The sequence below is a fragment of the Streptomyces sp. NBC_01003 genome (assembly GCF_045162695.1).
Classification (GTDB): Bacteria; Actinomycetota; Actinomycetes; order Streptomycetales; family Streptomycetaceae; genus Streptomyces.
Genome location: NZ_CP108707.1, coordinates 4796276 through 4813851, shown reverse-complemented (window position 1 = coordinate 4813851; position 17576 = coordinate 4796276). Strand labels below are relative to the sequence as shown.

At 70.1% G+C, this 17576-nt stretch carries 18 protein-coding genes; 9 read left to right on the top strand and 9 right to left on the bottom strand.

The annotated features are described in order from the left end of the window. Nucleotides 1–22: 22 nt before the first annotated feature. Nucleotides 23–1012: a porphobilinogen synthase gene (gene hemB, locus OG698_RS22000; protein ID WP_406104890.1), complete on the top strand. Its 990-nt coding sequence runs from the start codon at nt 23–25 to the stop codon at nt 1010–1012. A gap of 74 nt (nt 1013–1086) precedes the next feature. Here hemB and OG698_RS21995 read toward each other — a convergent pair whose 3' ends face one another. Continuing rightward, on the bottom strand, nt 1087–1818 hold the full coding sequence (locus OG698_RS21995; RefSeq protein WP_406104889.1) for a DUF4232 domain-containing protein: 732 nt from the start codon (nt 1816–1818) through the stop codon (nt 1087–1089). Between the two features lie 173 nt (nt 1819–1991). Between OG698_RS21995 and OG698_RS21990 the strand changes: the two genes are divergently transcribed. Further along, a complete protein-coding gene (locus tag OG698_RS21990; RefSeq protein WP_406104887.1) occupies nt 1992–3236 on the top strand; it encodes a helix-turn-helix domain-containing protein in 1245 nt (414 codons plus the stop codon). A 93-nt stretch (nt 3237–3329) separates the two neighbouring features. Here the strand turns inward: OG698_RS21990 and argS are convergent, their stop codons facing one another. Next, nucleotides 3330–5096: an arginine--tRNA ligase gene (gene argS, locus OG698_RS21985; protein ID WP_406104885.1), complete on the bottom strand. Its 1767-nt coding sequence runs from the start codon at nt 5094–5096 to the stop codon at nt 3330–3332. Nucleotides 5097–5254: 158 nt separating this feature from the next. Between argS and lysS the strand changes: the two genes are divergently transcribed. Further along, a complete protein-coding gene (gene lysS / locus OG698_RS21980; protein ID WP_406104883.1) occupies nt 5255–7003 on the top strand; it encodes a lysine--tRNA ligase in 1749 nt (582 codons plus the stop codon). A 56-nt stretch (nt 7004–7059) separates the two neighbouring features. On the opposite strand, the gene OG698_RS21975 is transcribed toward lysS, so the two are convergent. The 3 genes from OG698_RS21975 to OG698_RS21965 form a co-directional block, all read right to left on the bottom strand. After that, nucleotides 7060–8340, bottom strand: coding sequence for a DUF2637 domain-containing protein (locus tag OG698_RS21975; RefSeq protein WP_406104882.1), 1281 nt, complete (start codon nt 8338–8340; stop codon nt 7060–7062). A 199-nt stretch (nt 8341–8539) separates the two neighbouring features. Next, nucleotides 8540–9415 (bottom strand): DUF3558 domain-containing protein, encoded by an 876-nt coding sequence (locus tag OG698_RS21970; protein WP_406104880.1) that lies wholly within the window; start codon nt 9413–9415, stop codon nt 8540–8542. A 129-nt stretch (nt 9416–9544) separates the two neighbouring features. Continuing rightward, nucleotides 9545–10429, bottom strand: a complete 885-nt coding sequence (locus OG698_RS21965; RefSeq protein ID WP_406104878.1) for a DUF3558 domain-containing protein — start codon at nt 10427–10429, stop codon at nt 9545–9547. A gap of 213 nt (nt 10430–10642) precedes the next feature. On the opposite strand from OG698_RS21965, the gene OG698_RS21960 reads away from it, so the two are divergent. After that, nucleotides 10643–11836 (top strand): RtcB family protein, encoded by a 1194-nt coding sequence (locus OG698_RS21960; protein ID WP_406104876.1) that lies wholly within the window; start codon nt 10643–10645, stop codon nt 11834–11836. Between the two features lie 20 nt (nt 11837–11856). On the opposite strand, the gene OG698_RS21955 is transcribed toward OG698_RS21960, so the two are convergent. The 3 genes from OG698_RS21955 to OG698_RS21945 form a co-directional block, all read right to left on the bottom strand. After that, the gene (locus OG698_RS21955) at nt 11857–12030 is read right to left on the bottom strand and encodes a hypothetical protein (RefSeq protein ID WP_329571447.1); all 174 of its coding nucleotides are present in this window, start codon (nt 12028–12030) and stop codon (nt 11857–11859) included. Further along, entirely contained in the window at nt 12030–12806 is a 777-nt protein-coding gene (locus OG698_RS21950) for an SDR family NAD(P)-dependent oxidoreductase (protein WP_399970985.1), read from the bottom strand. The genes OG698_RS21955 and OG698_RS21950 overlap by 1 nt, the downstream gene beginning before the upstream one ends. 62 nt (nt 12807–12868) lie before the next feature. Beyond that, nucleotides 12869–13207 carry a YnfA family protein gene (locus tag OG698_RS21945; protein WP_389547109.1) on the bottom strand — a complete coding sequence of 113 codons (339 nt, stop codon included), beginning with the start codon at nt 13205–13207 and terminating at the stop codon, nt 12869–12871. Between the two features lie 363 nt (nt 13208–13570). Here OG698_RS21945 and OG698_RS21940 point away from each other — a divergent pair, with 363 nt between their 5' ends. Both OG698_RS21940 and OG698_RS21935 read left to right on the top strand, forming a co-directional pair. Further along, nucleotides 13571–13918 carry a hypothetical protein gene (locus OG698_RS21940; RefSeq protein WP_406104873.1) on the top strand — a complete coding sequence of 116 codons (348 nt, stop codon included), beginning with the start codon at nt 13571–13573 and terminating at the stop codon, nt 13916–13918. Nucleotides 13919–14005: 87 nt separating this feature from the next. After that, nucleotides 14006–14437: a GNAT family N-acetyltransferase gene (locus OG698_RS21935; protein WP_406104872.1), complete on the top strand. Its 432-nt coding sequence runs from the start codon at nt 14006–14008 to the stop codon at nt 14435–14437. On the opposite strand, the gene OG698_RS21930 is transcribed toward OG698_RS21935, so the two are convergent. Further along, nucleotides 14418–14984 carry a GNAT family N-acetyltransferase gene (locus tag OG698_RS21930; RefSeq protein ID WP_406104870.1) on the bottom strand — a complete coding sequence of 189 codons (567 nt, stop codon included), beginning with the start codon at nt 14982–14984 and terminating at the stop codon, nt 14418–14420. The genes OG698_RS21935 and OG698_RS21930 overlap by 20 nt on opposite strands. Nucleotides 14985–15061: 77 nt before the next feature. Between OG698_RS21930 and OG698_RS21925 the strand changes: the two genes are divergently transcribed. The 3 genes from OG698_RS21925 to OG698_RS21915 all read left to right on the top strand — a co-directional run bounded on the left by OG698_RS21925 (nt 15062) and on the right by OG698_RS21915 (nt 17570). Next, entirely contained in the window at nt 15062–15709 is a 648-nt protein-coding gene (locus OG698_RS21925) for a TIGR03086 family metal-binding protein (protein ID WP_406104868.1), read from the top strand. A gap of 149 nt (nt 15710–15858) precedes the next feature. Next, on the top strand, nt 15859–16974 hold the full coding sequence (locus tag OG698_RS21920) for an LLM class flavin-dependent oxidoreductase (RefSeq protein WP_406104866.1): 1116 nt from the start codon (nt 15859–15861) through the stop codon (nt 16972–16974). Then, nucleotides 16971–17570: an FMN reductase gene (locus OG698_RS21915; protein WP_406104865.1), complete on the top strand. Its 600-nt coding sequence runs from the start codon at nt 16971–16973 to the stop codon at nt 17568–17570. Before OG698_RS21920 ends, OG698_RS21915 begins: the two co-directional genes overlap by 4 nt. The last annotated feature ends 6 nt before the right edge of the window (nt 17571–17576 follow it).

The following is a 17576-nucleotide window of genomic DNA, read 5'->3' as shown; positions in this document are numbered from 1 at the left end:
CAGATCGACGTGGAGTGTTGGTGTGACTGAGTACGGATCCTTCCCGGGTGCGCGGCCGCGGCGGCTGCGCACCACCCCCGCCATGCGGCGCATGGTCGCGGAGACGCGGCTGCACCCGGCCGACCTGATCCTTCCCGCGTTCGTGCGGGAGGGCATCGGCGAGCCGGTCGCGATCGGGTCCATGCCCGGTGTCGTGCAGCACACCAGGGACACCCTGAAGAAGGCGGCCGTCGAGGCGCTGGAGGCCGGGGTCTCCGGGATCATGCTCTTCGGGGTACCGGAGGACGCGAAGAAGGACGCCCTCGGGACGGCCGGTACGGACCCCGACGGCATCCTCCAGGTGGCGCTGCGCGACGTGCGCGCCGAGGTCGGCGACGACCTCATCGTCATGTCCGATCTGTGCCTCGACGAGTTCACGGACCACGGACACTGCGGTGTCCTGGACGCCGAGGGACGCGTCGACAACGATGCGACGCTGGAGCGGTACGCGGAGATGGCGCAGGTCCAGGCCGACGCGGGCGCCCATGTCGTGGGCCCCAGCGGCATGATGGACGGGCAGGTCGGGGTCGTCCGCGACGCGCTCGACACCATCGGCAAGGAGGACGTCTCGATCCTCGCCTACACCGCGAAGTATTCGTCGGCGTTCTACGGGCCGTTCCGAGAGGCCGTCGGCTCGTCGCTGACCGGCGACCGCAAGACGTACCAGCAGGATCCGGCCAACGTGCGGGAGTCCCTGCGGGAGCTGGCGCTCGACCTCGAGGAGGGCGCCGACATGGTGATGGTCAAGCCGGCCGGACCCTATCTCGACATCCTCGCCAAGGTCGCCGAGTCGGTGGACGTGCCGGTGGCCGCTTACCAGATCAGCGGCGAGTACGCGATGATCGAGGCCGCCGCTCAGCGCGGCTGGATCGAGCGTGACCGGGCCATCCTGGAGACGCTCCTCGGCATCAAGCGGGCCGGCGCCAACATGATCCTCACGTACTGGGCGACGGAGGTCGCGCGCGGCCTGTGACCGCGCCCGACCCCTGAACTCCCGCTGCCCCGCCGGTACTTGACCGGCGGGGCAGCTTTTTTACGTTCTCCCGCTCACCAGGTCAGGGCGTCGCTCATCGACTGCTGCCAGTAGGTGACCTTGAGCGAGTCGTCGATGTAGACGCCCTTCGCGGGCAGCGCGGCCTTGGCGCCGGGGCCGCCGTCGTTCGTGTTGCGGCCCTGGAAGAACACCTCGAGTGTGTTCTCCGTACGCCCGTTGGAACCGCCGCCGTCGTCGCCGCCGGAGAGCGCGACGCCCGCATAGGCGGACTGGCCCGGCGACAGGGACACCACCGCCTGCGGCTGCGAGTCGTCGATCACCGGCGGGACCGACTGGGCCTCGCCGAAGCGGACGGCCGGGTAGCCGTACAGATCGCAGCGCTTCGAGCCCGTGTTGGTCACCGTCAGGAGCATGTGGTTGACGGGGCGCGTGACGGACTGGGCGGCGACCTTGACCGTGGAGCCGTTGCACGTGACGCGGGCGGTGGAGGCGGTGGGGTTGTTCTTGCCGGTGGAGGCGGGCCGGGGCTTCGGCTTGGCGGTGGCGGCACTTCCGGTGCCGGAGCTCGTGCCGGTGCCTGTGCCGGAGCCCGTCGTCGATCCGGCGTTCGCGTCCTTGCCGTTGTCGCCGCCGGCCGGCACCGAGTTCGAGGGGTGCTGCGACGCGCCCTCGTCGCGGACCCCGTCCCCGTTGTTGCAGGCGGTCAGGGAGAGTGCGGCCAGGGCGACCGTGGCGGCGGCCGTGAGGAGGCGGACACGGGAGCGGGTGGGTGCGGCGATGGACACTGGTGATCCCCTTCGGAAGCGGCGTGCTTGGATGACCAGAGCTTGTGCGGTGATCCGTCCCAATCGCCAGCACCGCAGGACCACTTGGGACGCTGGAACGTTCGTACCGGCTCTGACCTGGGGAAACGACCGTTCCCTGGAACGCCGGGCTGGGATGAGGGGGGTGGGGAACGGTGGCTGAGGTTGACACGACGGCCGAGTTCGCGGCGCTGCTGCGAGGGCTGAAGGAGCGCTCGGGGCTGAGTTATGGCGTACTCGCGAAGCGGCTGCACATGAGTACGTCGACGCTGCACCGGTACTGCAACGGGGACGCGGTGCCGGTCGACTACGCGCCGGTCGAGCGCCTGGCCCGGCTGTGCAAGGCCGGTCCCGAGGAGCTCGTCGAGCTGCACCGGCTGTGGGTCCTCGCGGACGCGGCGCGCAGGACGAAGCCGGCGGCGGCATCGGAGGAGCCGGCGGCCGTAGCGGTGGAACCAGTGGCGCCCGTGCCGGATGCGGAGCCCGTACCCGCCCCCGAGAAGCGCCGCTCCCGGCGCGCGGTCGTGCTCGCCGCCGCTCTTGCCGTCGTCGTGGCCGGGGGAGCCGGCGCGTTCGCCGTGCACCTCGCCGGAGACGGTGGTGACGGCGGCGGAGACCGGAAGGACCAGGCCGGGGCCGCCTCGTCCGTCACGCCCGGAGCGCGCTCCGCGGACGCATCGGGCAAGGCGTCCCCGTCGGCGGGCCACAAGCGCAAGCCTTCCGCGAGCCCGTCCCGCAGTGACGAGCCGGCCGGTGACGCGCCGGGCACCCCGTCCGCCCCGGCGGCAGGTACGGCCACCGGCACCCCGCTGACCGTCGCCACCACCCCGTACATCTACGAGAGCCCCTGCAGCCAGCACTTCCTGATCGACCGGCCGCCGGCCAAGGTGCCCCCGCCGCCGCTCGAACAGGACGCCCCGACCTGGGTCGGCGCGCTCGGCGCGGTCGCGTCGGGGGAGCAGCTCATCAAGCTCACCGTCCAGGGGACCGGCAGCGACACCGTGGTCCTGGAGGACATGGACGTCCGCGTCATGAAGTCCGGTGCGCCGCTCGCGTGGAACGACTACTCGATGGGCGTGGGCTGCGGGGGCAACGTCGACACGAAGTCGTTCGGCGTGGACCTCGACGCGCCCCGCCCGGTCTCCGCGCCGAAGAACGGGCAGCGCGACTTCCCGTACAAGGTCAGCGAGAGCGACCCCGAGGTCTTCTACATCAAGGCGAACACCAAGGCCCACGACGTCAGTTGGGTCCTGGAGCTGAAGTGGTCGAGCGGCTCCCGCCACGGTGTCCTGAAGGTCGACGACCAGGGGCGGGCCTTCCGCACCAGCGCAGATGTCGGCCGTCCCGGCTACGACTACCCGATCGGGGCGGGCAGCTGGAGCGAGCGCGTCGACGGATAGCCGCCGCGCCCGAACGACTGTGCCCCGCCGGAGAGTTCCGGCGGGGCACAGTCGTCGTATCGGGCTGCCGAGTACCGGAAGACCGAGGAAAGGTCAGAGGCGCTCGGGCGTCCTGATGCCCAGGAGCGCCATGCCCTGGTGCAGCGTGCGGGCCGTCAGGTCGCACAGGAACAGCCGGTTCTCGGCGACCTCCGGCGCGGGCGCGGGCTTCACGACCGGGCACTGGTCGTAGAACGTCGTGTACAGGGACGCCAGCTGGTACAGGTACGCGGCCAGCTTGTGCGGCTCGTACGACGACGCGACCTCGGCCAGCATCTCGCCGAACTGGTCCAGGTGCAGGCCGAGCGCCCGCTCCGCCGGGGCCAGTTCGAGCTCCGGGTGCGCGACGGGCCTGCGGTCGCCCGCCTTGCCGAAGATCGACCGGATACGGGCGTACGCGTACTGGAGGTACACGCTCGTGTCGCCGTTCAGCGACACCATCTGGTCCAGGTCGAACTTGTAGTCGCGCACGGCGGAGGTCGACAGGTCGGCGTACTTGACCGCGCCGATGCCGACGTACGTGCCGTTCTCGACGATCTCCTCCTCGGCCAGGCCCACCTTCTCCGCCTTCTCGCGCACGACGGCCGTGGCCCGGTCGATCGCCTCGTCGAGGAGGTCCACCAGGCGCACCGTCTCGCCCTCACGGGTCTTGAACGGCTTGCCGTCCTTGCCGAGGACCGTGCCGAAGGCCAGCTGGTGCGCCTTCACGTCCTCGTTCAGCCAGCCGGCGCGGCGGGCCGTCTCGAAGACCATCTTGAAGTGCAGCGACTGCCGGGCGTCCACGACGTACAGGAGCGTCGACGCCTTGAGGTTCTGGACGCGGTCCCGGATCGCGGAGAGGTCGGTGGCGGCGTAGCCGTAGCCGCCGTTCGACTTCTTGACGATCAGGGGGACCTTGTTGCCGTCGGGGCCCAGGACGTCGTCGAAGAAGACGCACAGCGCACCCTCGGAGCGGACCGCGACGCCCGAGTCCTCCAGGATCCGGCAGGTCTCCTCGAGCATGTCGTTGTAGCCGGACTCGCCGACCACGTCCGGGTCGTCGATCTGCATGTCGAGCTTGTTGAAGACCGAGTAGAAGTAGATCTTCGACTCGTCGACGAACCGCTGCCACAGGGCGAGGGTCTCCGCGTCCCCGGCCTGGAGGGCCACGACGCGGTCCCGCGAGCGGGCCTTGAACTCCTCGTCGGAGTCGAAGAGCGCGCGCGAGGCCTTGTAGAGCCGGTTCAGCGACGACATGGCCGCCTCGCCGTCCTCCTTGCCGCCCTCGTGGTCCAGCTCGTGCGGGTGCTCGAGGAGGTACTGGATGAGCATGCCGAACTGGGTGCCCCAGTCGCCGATGTGGTGGCGCCGGACGACCTTCTCGCCGGTGAACTCCAGGATCTCGACCATCGCGGCGCCGATCACGGCGGAGCGCAGGTGGCCGACGTGCATCTCCTTAGCCACGTTCGGCTGGGCGTAGTCGATGACCGTCGTGCCCGCGTCCTCCTGGAGCGGCACGCCGAGGCGGTCGTCGGCGGCGCGGGCGGCGAGGGTCTCGATGATGGCCTTGTCGGCGATCGTGATGTTCAGGAAGCCGGGGCCCGAGACCTCGACGTCCTTGATCACGTCGTTGGCCGGGAGAGCGTCCAGGACGGTCGCGGCGAGCTCGCGCGGGTTCGCCTTCGCCTTCTTCGCGAGGGCCAGGATCCCGTTGGCCTGGAAGTCGGCCCGGTCACTTCGTCGCAGCAGCGGGTCGGCGGCGCCGGCCTCCGGCAGGGCAGCCGAGAGGGCGTCCGCGAGACGCTGGTGGACGGAAGCGGTGAGGGACGTGACCGAGGCCATGGGTGAGGTGCCGTTCTGCTCGGGTGCCTGGGTTTCTCCATATACAGAGAAGCTCAGTATCCCACGCGGTGAAAAGCGGTTTTCGCGGATGGGGGCGCAGCTGGGAGAATGGAACGGTCAGGCGTCCCTGACGCACACCACGTATGAGGAAGAAGGACGTGCCGATCGTGGCTCAGAGCACAGAGACCGCCGACTGGGTCTCCCGTTACGCGGACGAGGTCATTGCCGAGTCGGAGCGTCGTGCCCCGGGCAAACCGGTCGTCGTCGCGTCCGGACTCTCCCCGTCCGGCCCCATCCACCTGGGGAACCTGCGCGAGGTCATGACCCCGCACCTGGTCGCCGACGAGGTCCGCCGCCGCGGGTACGAGGTCCGGCACCTGATCTCCTGGGACGACTTCGACCGGTACCGCAAGGTCCCGGCCGGTGTCCCCGGCGTCGACGAGTCCTGGGCCGATCACATCGGCAAGCCGCTCACGTCGGTCCCGGCGCCCGCCGGGTCGGCGTTCCCGAACTGGGCGGAGCACTTCAAGGCCGCGATGACCGGGGCGCTCGGCGACCTGGGCGTCGAGTTCGACGGCATCAGCCAGACCGAGCAGTACACGTCGGGTGTCTACCGCGAGCAGATCCTGCACGCGATGAAGCACCGCGGCGACATCGACGCGATCCTCGACCAGTACCGGACCAAGAAGGCCCCGCCGAAGCAGCAGCAGAAGCAGCAGAAGCCGGTCGACGAGGCCGAGCTGGAGGCCGCCGAGGGCTCCGGCGCGGCGAACGAGGACGACGGCAGCGGCGGCGCGGGCGGCTACTACCCGTACAAGCCGTTCTGCGGCGAGTGCGGCAAGGACCTGACCACCGTCACGTCGTACGACGACGAGACGACGGAGCTGTCCTACACCTGCACGCTCGACGGCCACAGCGAGACGGTCCGGCTGAGCGAGTTCAACCGCGGCAAGCTGGTCTGGAAGGTCGACTGGCCGATGCGCTGGGCGTTCGAAGGCGTGATCTTCGAGCCGTCCGGTGTCGACCACTCGTCCCCGGGCTCGTCGTTCCAGGTCGGCGGGCAGATCGTCGGGATCTTCGGCGGCAAGCAGCCGATCGGCCCGATGTACGCGTTCGTCGGCATCAGCGGCATGGCGAAGATGTCGTCCAGCAAGGGCGGGGTCCCGACCCCGGCCGACGCGCTCCAGATCATGGAGCCGCAGCTCCTGCGCTGGCTGTACGCCCGTCGCCGGCCCAACCAGTCGTTCAAGATCGCCTTCGACCAGGAGATCCAGCGGCTCTACGACGAGTGGGACAAGCTCGCCTCCAAGGTCGCCGACGGCTCCGTCCTGCCGGCGGACGCCGCCGCGTACACGCGCGCCGTGGGCACCGCGGCCGGTGAACTGCCGCGCACCCCGCGGCCGTTGCCGTACCGCACCCTGGCCTCCGTCGCCGACATCACCGCCGGCGCCGAGGACCAGACGCTGCGCATCCTCAGCGAGCTCGACCCGGAGAACCCGGTCACCGCGCTCGACGAGGTACGGCCGAGGCTGGACCGGGCCGAGGCGTGGATCAGCAAGTACGTGCCCGCCGAGTCGCGCACCCTGGTGCGCGAAGAGCCGGACACGCAGGCGCTGGCCGCGCTCGACGACGAGGCCCGTGAGTCGCTGCGGCTCCTCCTCGACGGCCTGGACTCGCACTGGTCCCTCGACGGCCTGACGCACCTCGTCTACGGCGTGCCGAAGGTCCGGGCGGGTTTCTCGCCGGACGCGACGCCGAAGGAGCTGCCGCCGGAGATCAAGACGGCCCAGCGGTCGTTCTTCGCGCTTCTGTACGACCTGCTCGTCGGCCGTGACACCGGGCCGCGGCTGCCCACGCTGCTGCTCGCCGTGGGCGCGGACCGGGTGCGCAAGCTGCTCGGCGCGTAAGCGGGGAAAGGGCCGCACCGGATGCTCCGGTGCGGCCCTTTCGCGCATACGGCGGGTCAGGCGATGTGGTCCTCGATGAACTCGCTGTTCAGGCGCTGCATGAACGCCTCCATGTAGCGCTGCAGTTCACGCTGCTCCAGATTCAGCCCGTACGTCGCCTCGACGTTCGCGTGGAACGTGCCGGGCGTGGGGCCGCCTTCGCCGTCTATCGACTTCCGGAACACCTGGTAGAGGTCCTCGTCGCTCGGCGCCGCGTCGCCGGTCTCCGTGATCCCCTCACCGAGCTGGCGCGTGCGGTTGGGCCCGGACGGAACGGGAAACTCCGGCTCCTGGACCGACTGCGCAGGGATGAAGGCCTCGGCCGGAGGCTGCTCCTCGTACCACTGCTCGTACTGCTGCTCGGGGTCGTATGTCGGGTCGTAGCCACCGTCGTACGACATCGCCTGCGGCGGGGGCGCGAACCACGGGCTCGACTCCTCGCCGGCGGCAGCGGCAGCGGCAGCGGCAGCGGCGGCCGCCGCCTCGGCCGGAGTCCCGGGCTCCACTGGAGCCGGCTGCGGAGCGGTGGCTGCCGGAGCGGGACGCTCCAGCTCGGGAACGGGGGCGGGAACGGGGGCGGCCGGTGCCGGTGCCGGGGGCAGCAGCGCCGGCTCGATGCCGGCGGCGGCCAGGCCCGAGGGGGCGGTCTCCGCGAGCGGGACGCCGTAGCGCGCCAGGCGCAGCGGCATCAAGGACTCGACGGGAGCCTTGCGGCGCCAGCTCCGGCCGAAGCGGGACCGCAGCCGCGCCTGGTAGACGAGCCGCTCCTGCTCCAGCTTGATGACGGCCTCGTAGCTGCGCAGCTCCCACAGCTTCATGCGGCGCCACAGCAGGAACGTGGGCAGCGGGGAGAGCAGCCAGCGCGTGAGGCGCACGCCCTCCATGTGCTTGTCGGCCGTGATGTCCGCGATCCGGCCCACCGCGTGCCGCGCCGCCTCGACCGAGACGACGAACAGGATCGGGATGACGGCGTGCATGCCGACGCCGAGGGGGTCCGGCCACGCGGCCGCGCCGTTGAACGCGATCGTCGCGGCGGTCAGCAGCCACGCCGTCTGGCGCAGCAGCGGGAACGGTATCCGGATCCAGGTCAGCAGCAGGTCCAGGGCGAGCAGTACGCAGATACCCGCGTCGATGCCGATCGGGAACACATAACTGAAGTTCCCGAACCCCTTCTGGAGCGCGAGTGAGCGAACGGCCGCGTACGAACCCGCGAAACCGATGCCGGCGATGACCACCGCACCGGCGACGACCACGCCGATGAGTATGCGGTGCGTCCGTGTCAGCTGTGGCGCGGCCACACGTGCTCCCCTCCCTGTACGCCTTGTTGCGCGCAACAGCCTCGCACATCGGCGTGGCGGCCCGTGGCCGGGTACGGCGGGAGCCCGGCCCCATAAGGGACCGGGCTCCGCAAAAGGCGTGACCGGAAAGTGAGTTGGGGCCTGCCGGATGCCGACCGGTGGCCACGGAGGGCCACTTGGCGGCCGGATGCCTACTTGGTCACGACTTCGCGGACGCCTTGTCCGAGGGCTCGTCCGAAGACTTGGCCGACGGCTTCGAGGAAGTCTTCGCGGAGGACTTCTCGGACGGCTTTGCCGACGGCTTCGCGGAGGTCTTGTCCGACGGCTTCGCCGAGGCGGAACCGGCGGTGTCCGAGCCACCCGCCCCGTTCGCCGCGACGACCGCCGCGACGGCTTCCTTCGCGGCCTTCTCGGCGTCCTTCACCAGCTCGTCGGCGCCCGGCGTCTGCTCGCCCGCGAGACCCGCACCGTTGTAGTCGATCGTCACGACGACGTTCTCGACCCGCGCGACGACCGTCTGCTGCTTGAAGGTGCCTTCCTTCTTCTTCAGCTCGTACGTCACCGCCGTCGCCTCGTCGCCCGTGCCGCTGACCGGCTCCGACTTCGGGGACTTCGCGCCGTCCACGGACTGCGCGTCGGTCACCTGCTTCGTGAAGTAGGCGTGGGCCAGCTTGTTGCCGCTGCCGCGCGCCGCGTCCGAGTCGAAGCGCATCAGCGACGCGTTCAGCCAGCGGAACTGCGAACCCTTCACGCCCTTGTTGTCGAGGCTCGACCAGGAGCAGGTGCCCCGCACCGACTCGTCGTCGGAGGAGCCCGCCTTGCCCGACTTCGCCTCCGGAACGAGAGAGTCGAGCGTCTTCTTCGAGATCGCGGCACACGGCTGCGGCAGCGAGTCGTACGCCGCCGCCTTCACCTTGGCGGCCGCGTCACTCGCGGACGCCGACGCCTTCGAAGAGCCCTTGTCGGCCCCGTCGCCGGAGTCCGAGTCGGAGGAGCAGCCGGATGCCACGAGGATCACCGGCACGGCGGCTGCGCAGACAAATATGCGGGTGAGTCGCTTGGTCGGTCGGTGCATGGTTCCTTATTCTCCGGTTTGCCTGGTACGTACCCGAGAGGTGCGGCCCGGGTCCGATGGGCCACCGTACGCCCAAGCCGGGCCGCGCGGCTCCGCTTCCGCGGACCCGCGCGCCCGCCGTACCACCGGTTACTCGCTCAGCGTCCCGGCCAGTTTGCGGGCCAGTTCCCGCGCCCTGTCCTGCATTTCCTTGCTGTCCGGCACCTCCGCGGAGGTGCCCGGCTGCTGCTCGTACTCGACGGTCACGATGACGTTGGACGTGCGGAACACCACAGTCACCGTGCGGTGGCCGCCCGCGGACGCGGACGCCGTCAGCTGGTCGTTGAGGAACGCCTCGTCGGCCAGTCCCTCGAGAGCGCGGGGCCGCAGGTCAGCGCCGGGCACGGAGTCGTCCGACGGGCTCGACGAGGGGTCGACCGACGCCTCGTCGGAACCCTCTTCGCCCGTCTTGTTCGAGTTCTTCTCCTCGTCCGCCGTGCCGTTCTCGGCGTCCGCGGTGTCCTTGTCGGTGCCGGCGGAGGAGGAGTGGGAGGTGGTCGGCGACGTCGGGTCCGTGGGGACCGGGTCCGGCAGATGCGCCTCGGTCTGCTTCGAAGCGAAGACCTCGACGGCTTCCGTGTCGTCGCTCACCGCGTTGTCGTAGGACACGACCCGCTCGAAGTCGACCAGCAGAAGATGCGTCGCGTCCGCCCCGTCGTCCTTCCAGCGGCAGCCCACGCGCCGGTCCGTGTCGTACGTGACCGTGGCCGCGCCCTCGTACGCCTTGTCGCGCTGGTCGCCCTCGGGGAGCTCCTTGATGCCGGGCAGCATCTTGTCGAGGGTGCCCTTGTCGGGCTGACGGCACGGCTCGGGCAGGGTGCGGTACTTGCCGGGCCGGGCGGCCGCGGCGCTGGTGCCGACGTCGCCGGGCTTGGAGTCGGTCGCGTCACCGGTGGCACCCGAACCTCCGGTGCAGCCGGTGAGCAGCGCTGCGAGGAGCGCGGCGACGCCGGGTACGTACGCCTTCCGCTGCACGGTGATGGCCCCTCTCGACAAGGTGACACGTCGTCGGACGCGCATATTCGGTTGCCGTCACAGGACGGCCGATGGACACAATGTGTATCGCACGCACTGCTGTGAACGCCGGTCCGATATCCCATTCGTCGACCTTGGCGCCGGTATTTGCGATTACTGACTTTTGATTGGGTACGCGAACGTACGGGAGCGTACGGGGGAAACGAGGACACTATGTCGTATGTAGAGGTTCCGGGGGCGAAGGTCCCGATCCGGATGTGGACGGATCCGGCGTCGGTCGAGGACGTGGCGATGCAGCAGCTGCGCAATGTCTCGACGCTGCCGTGGATCAAGGGTCTGGCAGTGATGCCCGATGTGCACTTCGGCAAGGGTGCGACGGTCGGCTCGGTCATCGCGATGCACGGCGCGGTCTGCCCGGCGGCGGTGGGCGTGGACATCGGCTGCGGCATGTCGGCGGTGAAGACGTCCCTGACGGCGAATGACCTGCCTGGTGACCTGTCCCGGCTCCGCTCGAAGATCGAACAGGCGATCCCGGTGGGCCGCGGCATGCACGACGAGCCGGTGGATCCGGGGCGGCTGCACGGCTTCGGCACGGGGGCCTGGGACGACTTCTGGGGCCGGTTCGAGGGCATCGCGGACGCGGTGAAGTTCCGCGAGGAGCGCGCCGCAAAGCAGATGGGGACGCTCGGCTCCGGAAATCATTTCTGGGAGTTTTGCCTCGATACGGACAATTCTGTCTGGGTCATGCTCCATTCGGGTTCGCGGAACATCGGCAAGGAGCTGGCCGACCACCACATCGGCGTCGCGCAGAAGCTCGCGCACAACCAGGGTCTGGTCGACCGCGACCTCGCGGTGTTCATTGCGCAGACCCCGCAGATGGCGGCGTACCGGAACGATCTGTTCTGGGCGCAGGAGTACGCGAAGTACAACCGCGCGGTCATGATGGCGCTCTCCCTGGACGTGATTCGCCGCGAGTTCAAGAAGGCGAAGCCGACGTTCGAGCCGGTCATCTCCTGCCACCACAACTACGTGTCGGAGGAGCGCTACGACGGCATGGACCTGCTCGTCACCCGGAAGGGCGCGATCCGCGCGGGTTCCGGTGAGTACGGGATCATCCCGGGCTCGATGGGCACGGGCTCGTACATCGTGAAGGGCCTCGGGAACATGGCGTCGTTCAACTCGGCGTCGCACGGCGCCGGCCGCAGGATGAGCCGGAACGCCGCGAAGAAGCAGTTCTCGACGAAGGACCTGGAGGAGCAGACGCGGGGCGTGGAGTGCCGTAAGGACTCCGGCGTCGTGGACGAGATCCCGGGCGCGTACAAGCCGATCGAGAAGGTCATCGACCAGCAGCGCGATCTCGTCGAGGTCGTCGCGAAGCTGAAGCAGGTCGTCTGCGTCAAGGGCTGAACCGCCCTCGGCCCGCGCGCCTACTTCGCGTGCGTGACCGCGTAGATCATGACCAGGGCGACCAGGTGGATGCCGAAGAGGAAGTAGGCCAGGTACCACCACATGTGGCGTTCGCCGCGCTTTTCCTCTGCGCGGCGGCGCTCGTCCGCCTCGCGCTCCAGGATCTCCAGCGGGTCCGGGGGTTCCGGGGGCATCACAGCTCCCTGTGGACCTTGGTGTTGGAGGCCTGGGCGCGGGGGCGGACGACGAGCAGGTCGATGTTCACGTGGCTGGGGCGGGTGACCGCCCAGGTGATGGTGTCGGCCACGTCGTCCGCCGAGAGCGGTTCGGCGACGCCCGCGTAGACCTTCTCGGCCTTCTCGGTGTCGCCGCCGAAGCGGGTGAGGGCGAACTCCTCGGTCTTGACCATGCCGGGCGCGACCTCGATGACGCGGACCGGGGTGCCGACGATCTCCAGGCGCAGGGTCTCGGCGAGGACGTGCTCGGCGTGCTTGGCGGCCACGTAGCCGGCGCCGCCCTCGTACGTGCTGAGGCCGGCGGTGGAGGAGAGGACGACGACGGTGCCGTCGCCGCTCGCGGTGAGCGCGGGGAGCAGGGCCTGCGTGACGTTCAGCGTGCCGATGACGTTCGTCTCGTACATCTGGCGCCACTCGGCGGGGTCACCCGTCGCCACGGGGTCCGCGCCGAGCGCGCCGCCCGCGTTGTTCACGAGGACGCCGATGGTCTTGAAGGCCGTGGCGAACTCGTCGACCGCGGCGCGGTCCGTGATGTCGAGCGCGTAGGCCGCAGCCTGGTGGCCCGCGTCGTTGATCTCCGCGGCCAGGGCCTCGATACGGTCCTTGCGGCGCGCGGTGAGCACGACCCGGTATCCGGCTGCCGCCAGCTGACGTGCGGTGGCTGCGCCGATTCCGCTGCTTGCGCCGGTGATGATGGCGATGCGGGAGGCGGCTGCGGGCGCGGCGGCGGTCATGGCTTGTCTCCTCGGACGGGCGATCGACTCCCGCCAGGATAGGCAGGCGGCGCGCGGTGGTGTCACCGGCCGCCCCGGGGCGCGTACATGATCACGGCCATGCCGGCCAGGCAGATGAGGGCTCCGGTGACGTCCCAGCGGTCGGGCCGGTAGCCGTCCGCGACCATGCCCCAGGCGATCGAGCCCGCGACGAAGACGCCTCCGTACGCGGCGAGGATGCGGCCGAACTCGCCGTCGGGCTGGAGCGTGGCCACGAATCCGTAGATGCCGAGGGCGATGACGCCGGCGCCGATCCACGCCCATCCCCTGTGTTCGCGTACGCCTTGCCAGACGAGCCAGGCGCCGCCGATCTCGAAGAGGGCGGCGACGACGAAGAGGAGCGCGGAGCGGGCGACGAGCATGCGGGACAGGCTGCCATGACGCTCGTGCGCGGCCGCCACACCGTCACCTGTTGGACGGCGCCTGCGGGGCGGGATGCGTGGGATACATCAGAAGACCCGCCTGACCGTGAACCGGTGATGCGTGACCGGTGACTCGTGGTCGGTGACTCCTGGTCGGTGATCTGCGGCGGTGGACTAGAGGGCGGAGAGAACATGCTGGTGAGGCGTGGAATTGGGCGTGGTGCAGGCCGTGGGGTCGGGTGTGGGCTCGGGGTTGTGGGGCTGAGCGCTGTCGTGGTGCTGGGGGCTGGTCCCGCCGTTGCCGACGGGCCTGTGCCGCGGTCCGTTCCGGAGGTCGATCTGGCGTATCACGGGCAGGTCACCATGTCCCGGGGCCGGGTGGAGACCTGGCTGATCCCGCAGAACCACGGTCCGTCGGCGGTGACCGACGCCACGGTGCGGCTGCGCTGGTCGGCGCCGGTCGCGGACGCGCGGTGGCTGCCGCCGATGTGTGTGCGGGCGGACGCGCGGACGGTGCTGTGCCGTACGGGCGCGCTGCCGGCGGACAGCAGGGGCGGGCGGATCAGGGTGCCGGTGCGGCTGGCGGGGGCGCCTTCGGAGGTGACGGTGCGGATCGACACGATCTGGAGCGGCGGGTCGGCGGACCACAATCCGCAGAACAGCACCCATCAGGTCCTGGCCCTGGACACCGGGGACGTCTACTACTTCTGACACTCCTGACACCCCTGACACTTCTGAGCTGGTGCCGCTTCTGAGACAGGGGTGTGGGGTCCCGGACGTGGCTCCTATCGTTCGGGTATGAAGATCACAGACATGGAGCCCGGCGATCCGCGCCTAGGCGCCGAGGTCCTGCCCGTGCTCCAGGAGCTGCGCCCGCACCTGACCGGCGCCCTGTTCTCCGAGGTGTACGCAGAGGGGTATCCGCAGGGGCTGCGGTTCACGGCCGCGTACACCGACGACGGGTCGTGCGCGGGCGTCGCGGGGTGGCGCGTGGCCGCCAACACGAGCGCGCTGCGCAAGCTGTACGTCGACGATCTGGTGACCGCCGAGCGGGCCAGGTCGGGCGGCGTGGGCCGGGCGCTGCTCGCGTATCTGGAGGATCGGGCGCGCGAACTGGGCTGCCGCACACTCCAGTTGGACTCGGGGACGCGCCGGACGGACGCGCACCGCTTCTATCTGCGGGAGCGTATGGACATCACGGCGTTCCACTTCACGAAGAAGCTCGGCTGAGGGTCCGCAGGTCGAGGTGCCAGTCGTGGCAGCGGATCGCGCGGCCCTTCGGGTACTCGAGGTCGCAGGGGCCGCGCAGAGTGAAGCCCGCGCTGCGGCAGACGCCGTTCGACGCGGGGTGGTCGACGGGCGGGAACGCGTGCAGATGGCGCAGGCGCGCCCGGTCGGCGGCCGCGTGGGCGGCGACGAGGCGGGCGGCCGCGGCGGCGATGCCGCGGCCCTGGTAGCCGGGCAGGACGCCCCAGCCGGTCTCCCAGACCCGTTCGCCCTGCCACGGTGTCGCCCAGTAGCCGATGGAGCCGGCCGCGGGGGCGTCGGGTCCCGCGGTGATGCGGAACATCCGGCCGTGCCCGTCGAGCGTGGACAGGGCGAGGTAGCGACGGTGGCGGTCCATGAGGTGGTCGAGGGTCTCGGGGCCGCCGAGGTGGGCCGTCATCTCGGGCGCGTTGTTCTTGAGCAGGAGATCGAAGTCGTCGTCCGTCCAGGGCACGAGGCCTATGTCCGTCATCATTTCCGCGGCCGTCCTGTGTTCGGTGCTGTGCGTCATCGGCTCATCGGTGACGAGCCGGATCGTATGTCGCCGTTCTCCAGGACGGGCCGGGTTCTGGCTCGTAGCTTGGCGGCATGAAGGACATCCACGAGAACAACGAGACTCACGAGAACAACGACAGCCAGGAGAACCCGCGCGGCATCGGTGATCTTCTGGGCGTGGCCGCGGAGCGGGCCGTCCCGGTCGTCCGCGCCCTGCCCGACGACCGTCTCGAAGCGGCGACGCCGTGCGCGGAGTACGACGTGAAGGACCTGGTCAACCACGTCTTCCAGGTGATGGAGCAGTTCCAGCGGCTGGCCGCGAAGCAGGACTCCGACTTCACGCAGTCCGCCGCGGACCGGGTGGCCGAGGGGCCCGACTGGCGTGAGCGGTTCGGTGAAGAGGCCCGGAAGCTGGTGGCGGCCTGGTCGGCGCCGGGTGCCGAGGAGGGGAAGACCGGGGCGATGAACATGCCGGCGGCCACGGTCGGCTCGATGGTGCTGCTCGATCTGACCGTGCACATCTGGGACCTGGCGCGGGCGACCGGGCAGGAGTACGTGCCCGAGGGGGAGTCGCTCGCCGTCGTGGAGCGGCTGGCCGGGACCGTCGCCGAGCTGGCGCCGACGGCGCGGTCGATGGGGGTGTTCGGGGAAGCGGTGCCGGAGCCCGCGGACGCGTCGGCGTTCGAGCGGCTGCTCGCGGCGACGGGCCGGGATCCGCGGTGGGCTCCGTCCGCGCACTGAGGGCCCGAGGAAGGCCCATGGGCTGAGGCCGGGGAAGCCCGTGGGCCGAGGCCGGGGAAGCCCGTGGGTCGAGGCCCGGGAATAGGGGCGGCACCATCACCGTTGGAGCGTATAGTTGAATCATCAACAACCTCGAAGGGTGAGCAGTCATGCAGTTCGGGATCTTCAGCGTCGGTGACGTCACAGCCGATCCGACGACGGGCCGTACGCCGAGTGAGCACGAGCGCATCAAGGCGATGCTCGCCATCGCGCTGAAGGCGGAGGAGGTCGGGCTCGACGTCTTCGCGACCGGCGAGCACCACAACCCGCCCTTCGTGCCGTCGTCGCCGACCACGATGCTCGGTTACCTCGCCGCGCGCACCGAGAAGCTGATCCTGTCCACGTCGACGACGCTGATCACGACGAACGACCCGGTGAAGATCGCCGAGGACTTCGCGATGCTCCAGCACGTCGCAGAGGGCCGCGTCGACGTGATGATGGGCCGCGGCAACACCGGCCCGGTCTACCCCTGGTTCGGCAAGGACATCCGCGAGGGCATCAACCTCGCCTTCGAGAACTACGCCCTGCTGCGCCGCCTGTGGGACGAGGACGTCGTGACATGGGACGGCAAGTTCCGTACGCCGCTGCAGTCCTTCACCTCGACGCCGCGCCCGCTGGACGGGGTCGCGCCCTTCGTGTGGCACGGCTCGATCCGCTCGCCCGAGATCGCCGAGCAGGCCGCGTTCTACGGCGACGGGTTCTTCCACAACAACATCTTCTGGCCGATGGAGCACACCAAGCAGATGGTGAACCTCTACCGCCGGCGCTTCGCCCACCACGGGCACGGCGCCCCCGAGCAGGCGATCGTCGGGCTCGGCGGCCAGGTGTTCATGCGTAAGAACTCGCAGGACGCGGTGCGGGAGTTCCGCCCGTACTTCGACAACGCGCCCGTCTACGGACACGGCCCCTCCCTCGAGGACTTCACCTCGCAGACCCCGCTGACCGTGGGATCCCCGCAGCAGGTGATCGAGCGGACGCTCGGCTTCCGGGAGCACGTCGGTGATTACCAGCGCCAGCTGTTCCTGATGGACCACGCCGGTCTGCCCCTCAAGACCGTCCTGGAGCAGCTCGACATCCTCGGCGAGGAGGTCGTCCCGGTGCTGCGCAAGGAGTTCGCGAACAGCCGCCCGGCGAACGTGCCGGACGCGCCGACGCACGCGTCGCGCGTCGCGGAGGCGGAGCTGAAGGCTCAGCGGGAGAACGAGAAGGAGGTGCCGTCCGTATGAAGCTCGTCGTCGTGTCGGCGGGGCTGAGCGCCCCGTCGTCGAGCAGGATCCTCGCGGACCGGCTCACGCAGGCGGTGACCTCGCAGGTCGCGGGCGCCGATGTCGATGTGACCGTCGTCGAACTGCGTGACCTGGCCGTCGAGATCGCGCACAACCTGGTCACCGGGTTCCCCGGGCCCGCCCTCAAGGAGGCGCTCGACGCGGTGGCCGGGGCGGACGGCCTGATCGCCGTGTCGCCGGTGTTCTCGGCCTCGTACAGCGGTCTGTTCAAGTCGTTCTTCGACGTGCTCGACAAGGACGTGCTCACCGGGAAGCCGGTGCTCGTCGGGGCGACCGGCGGGACGCCGCGGCACTCGCTCGTCCTGGAGCACGCGATGCGCCCGCTGTTCGCGCATCTGCGGGCCGTGGTCGTGCCGACCGCCGTGTACGCGGCGTCGCAGGACTGGGGAGCGGAGGGGCTTGAGCAGCGCGTCGAACGGGCGGGCGGTGAGCTCGCGCGGCTCATGACCGGCCTCGCGGCGGCCCGCCCGGCGCCGGTGGAGTGGGGCGACGACGTCATCCCCTTCGAGCGGCAGCTTGCCGCGCTGCGGACGTAGCGAGAA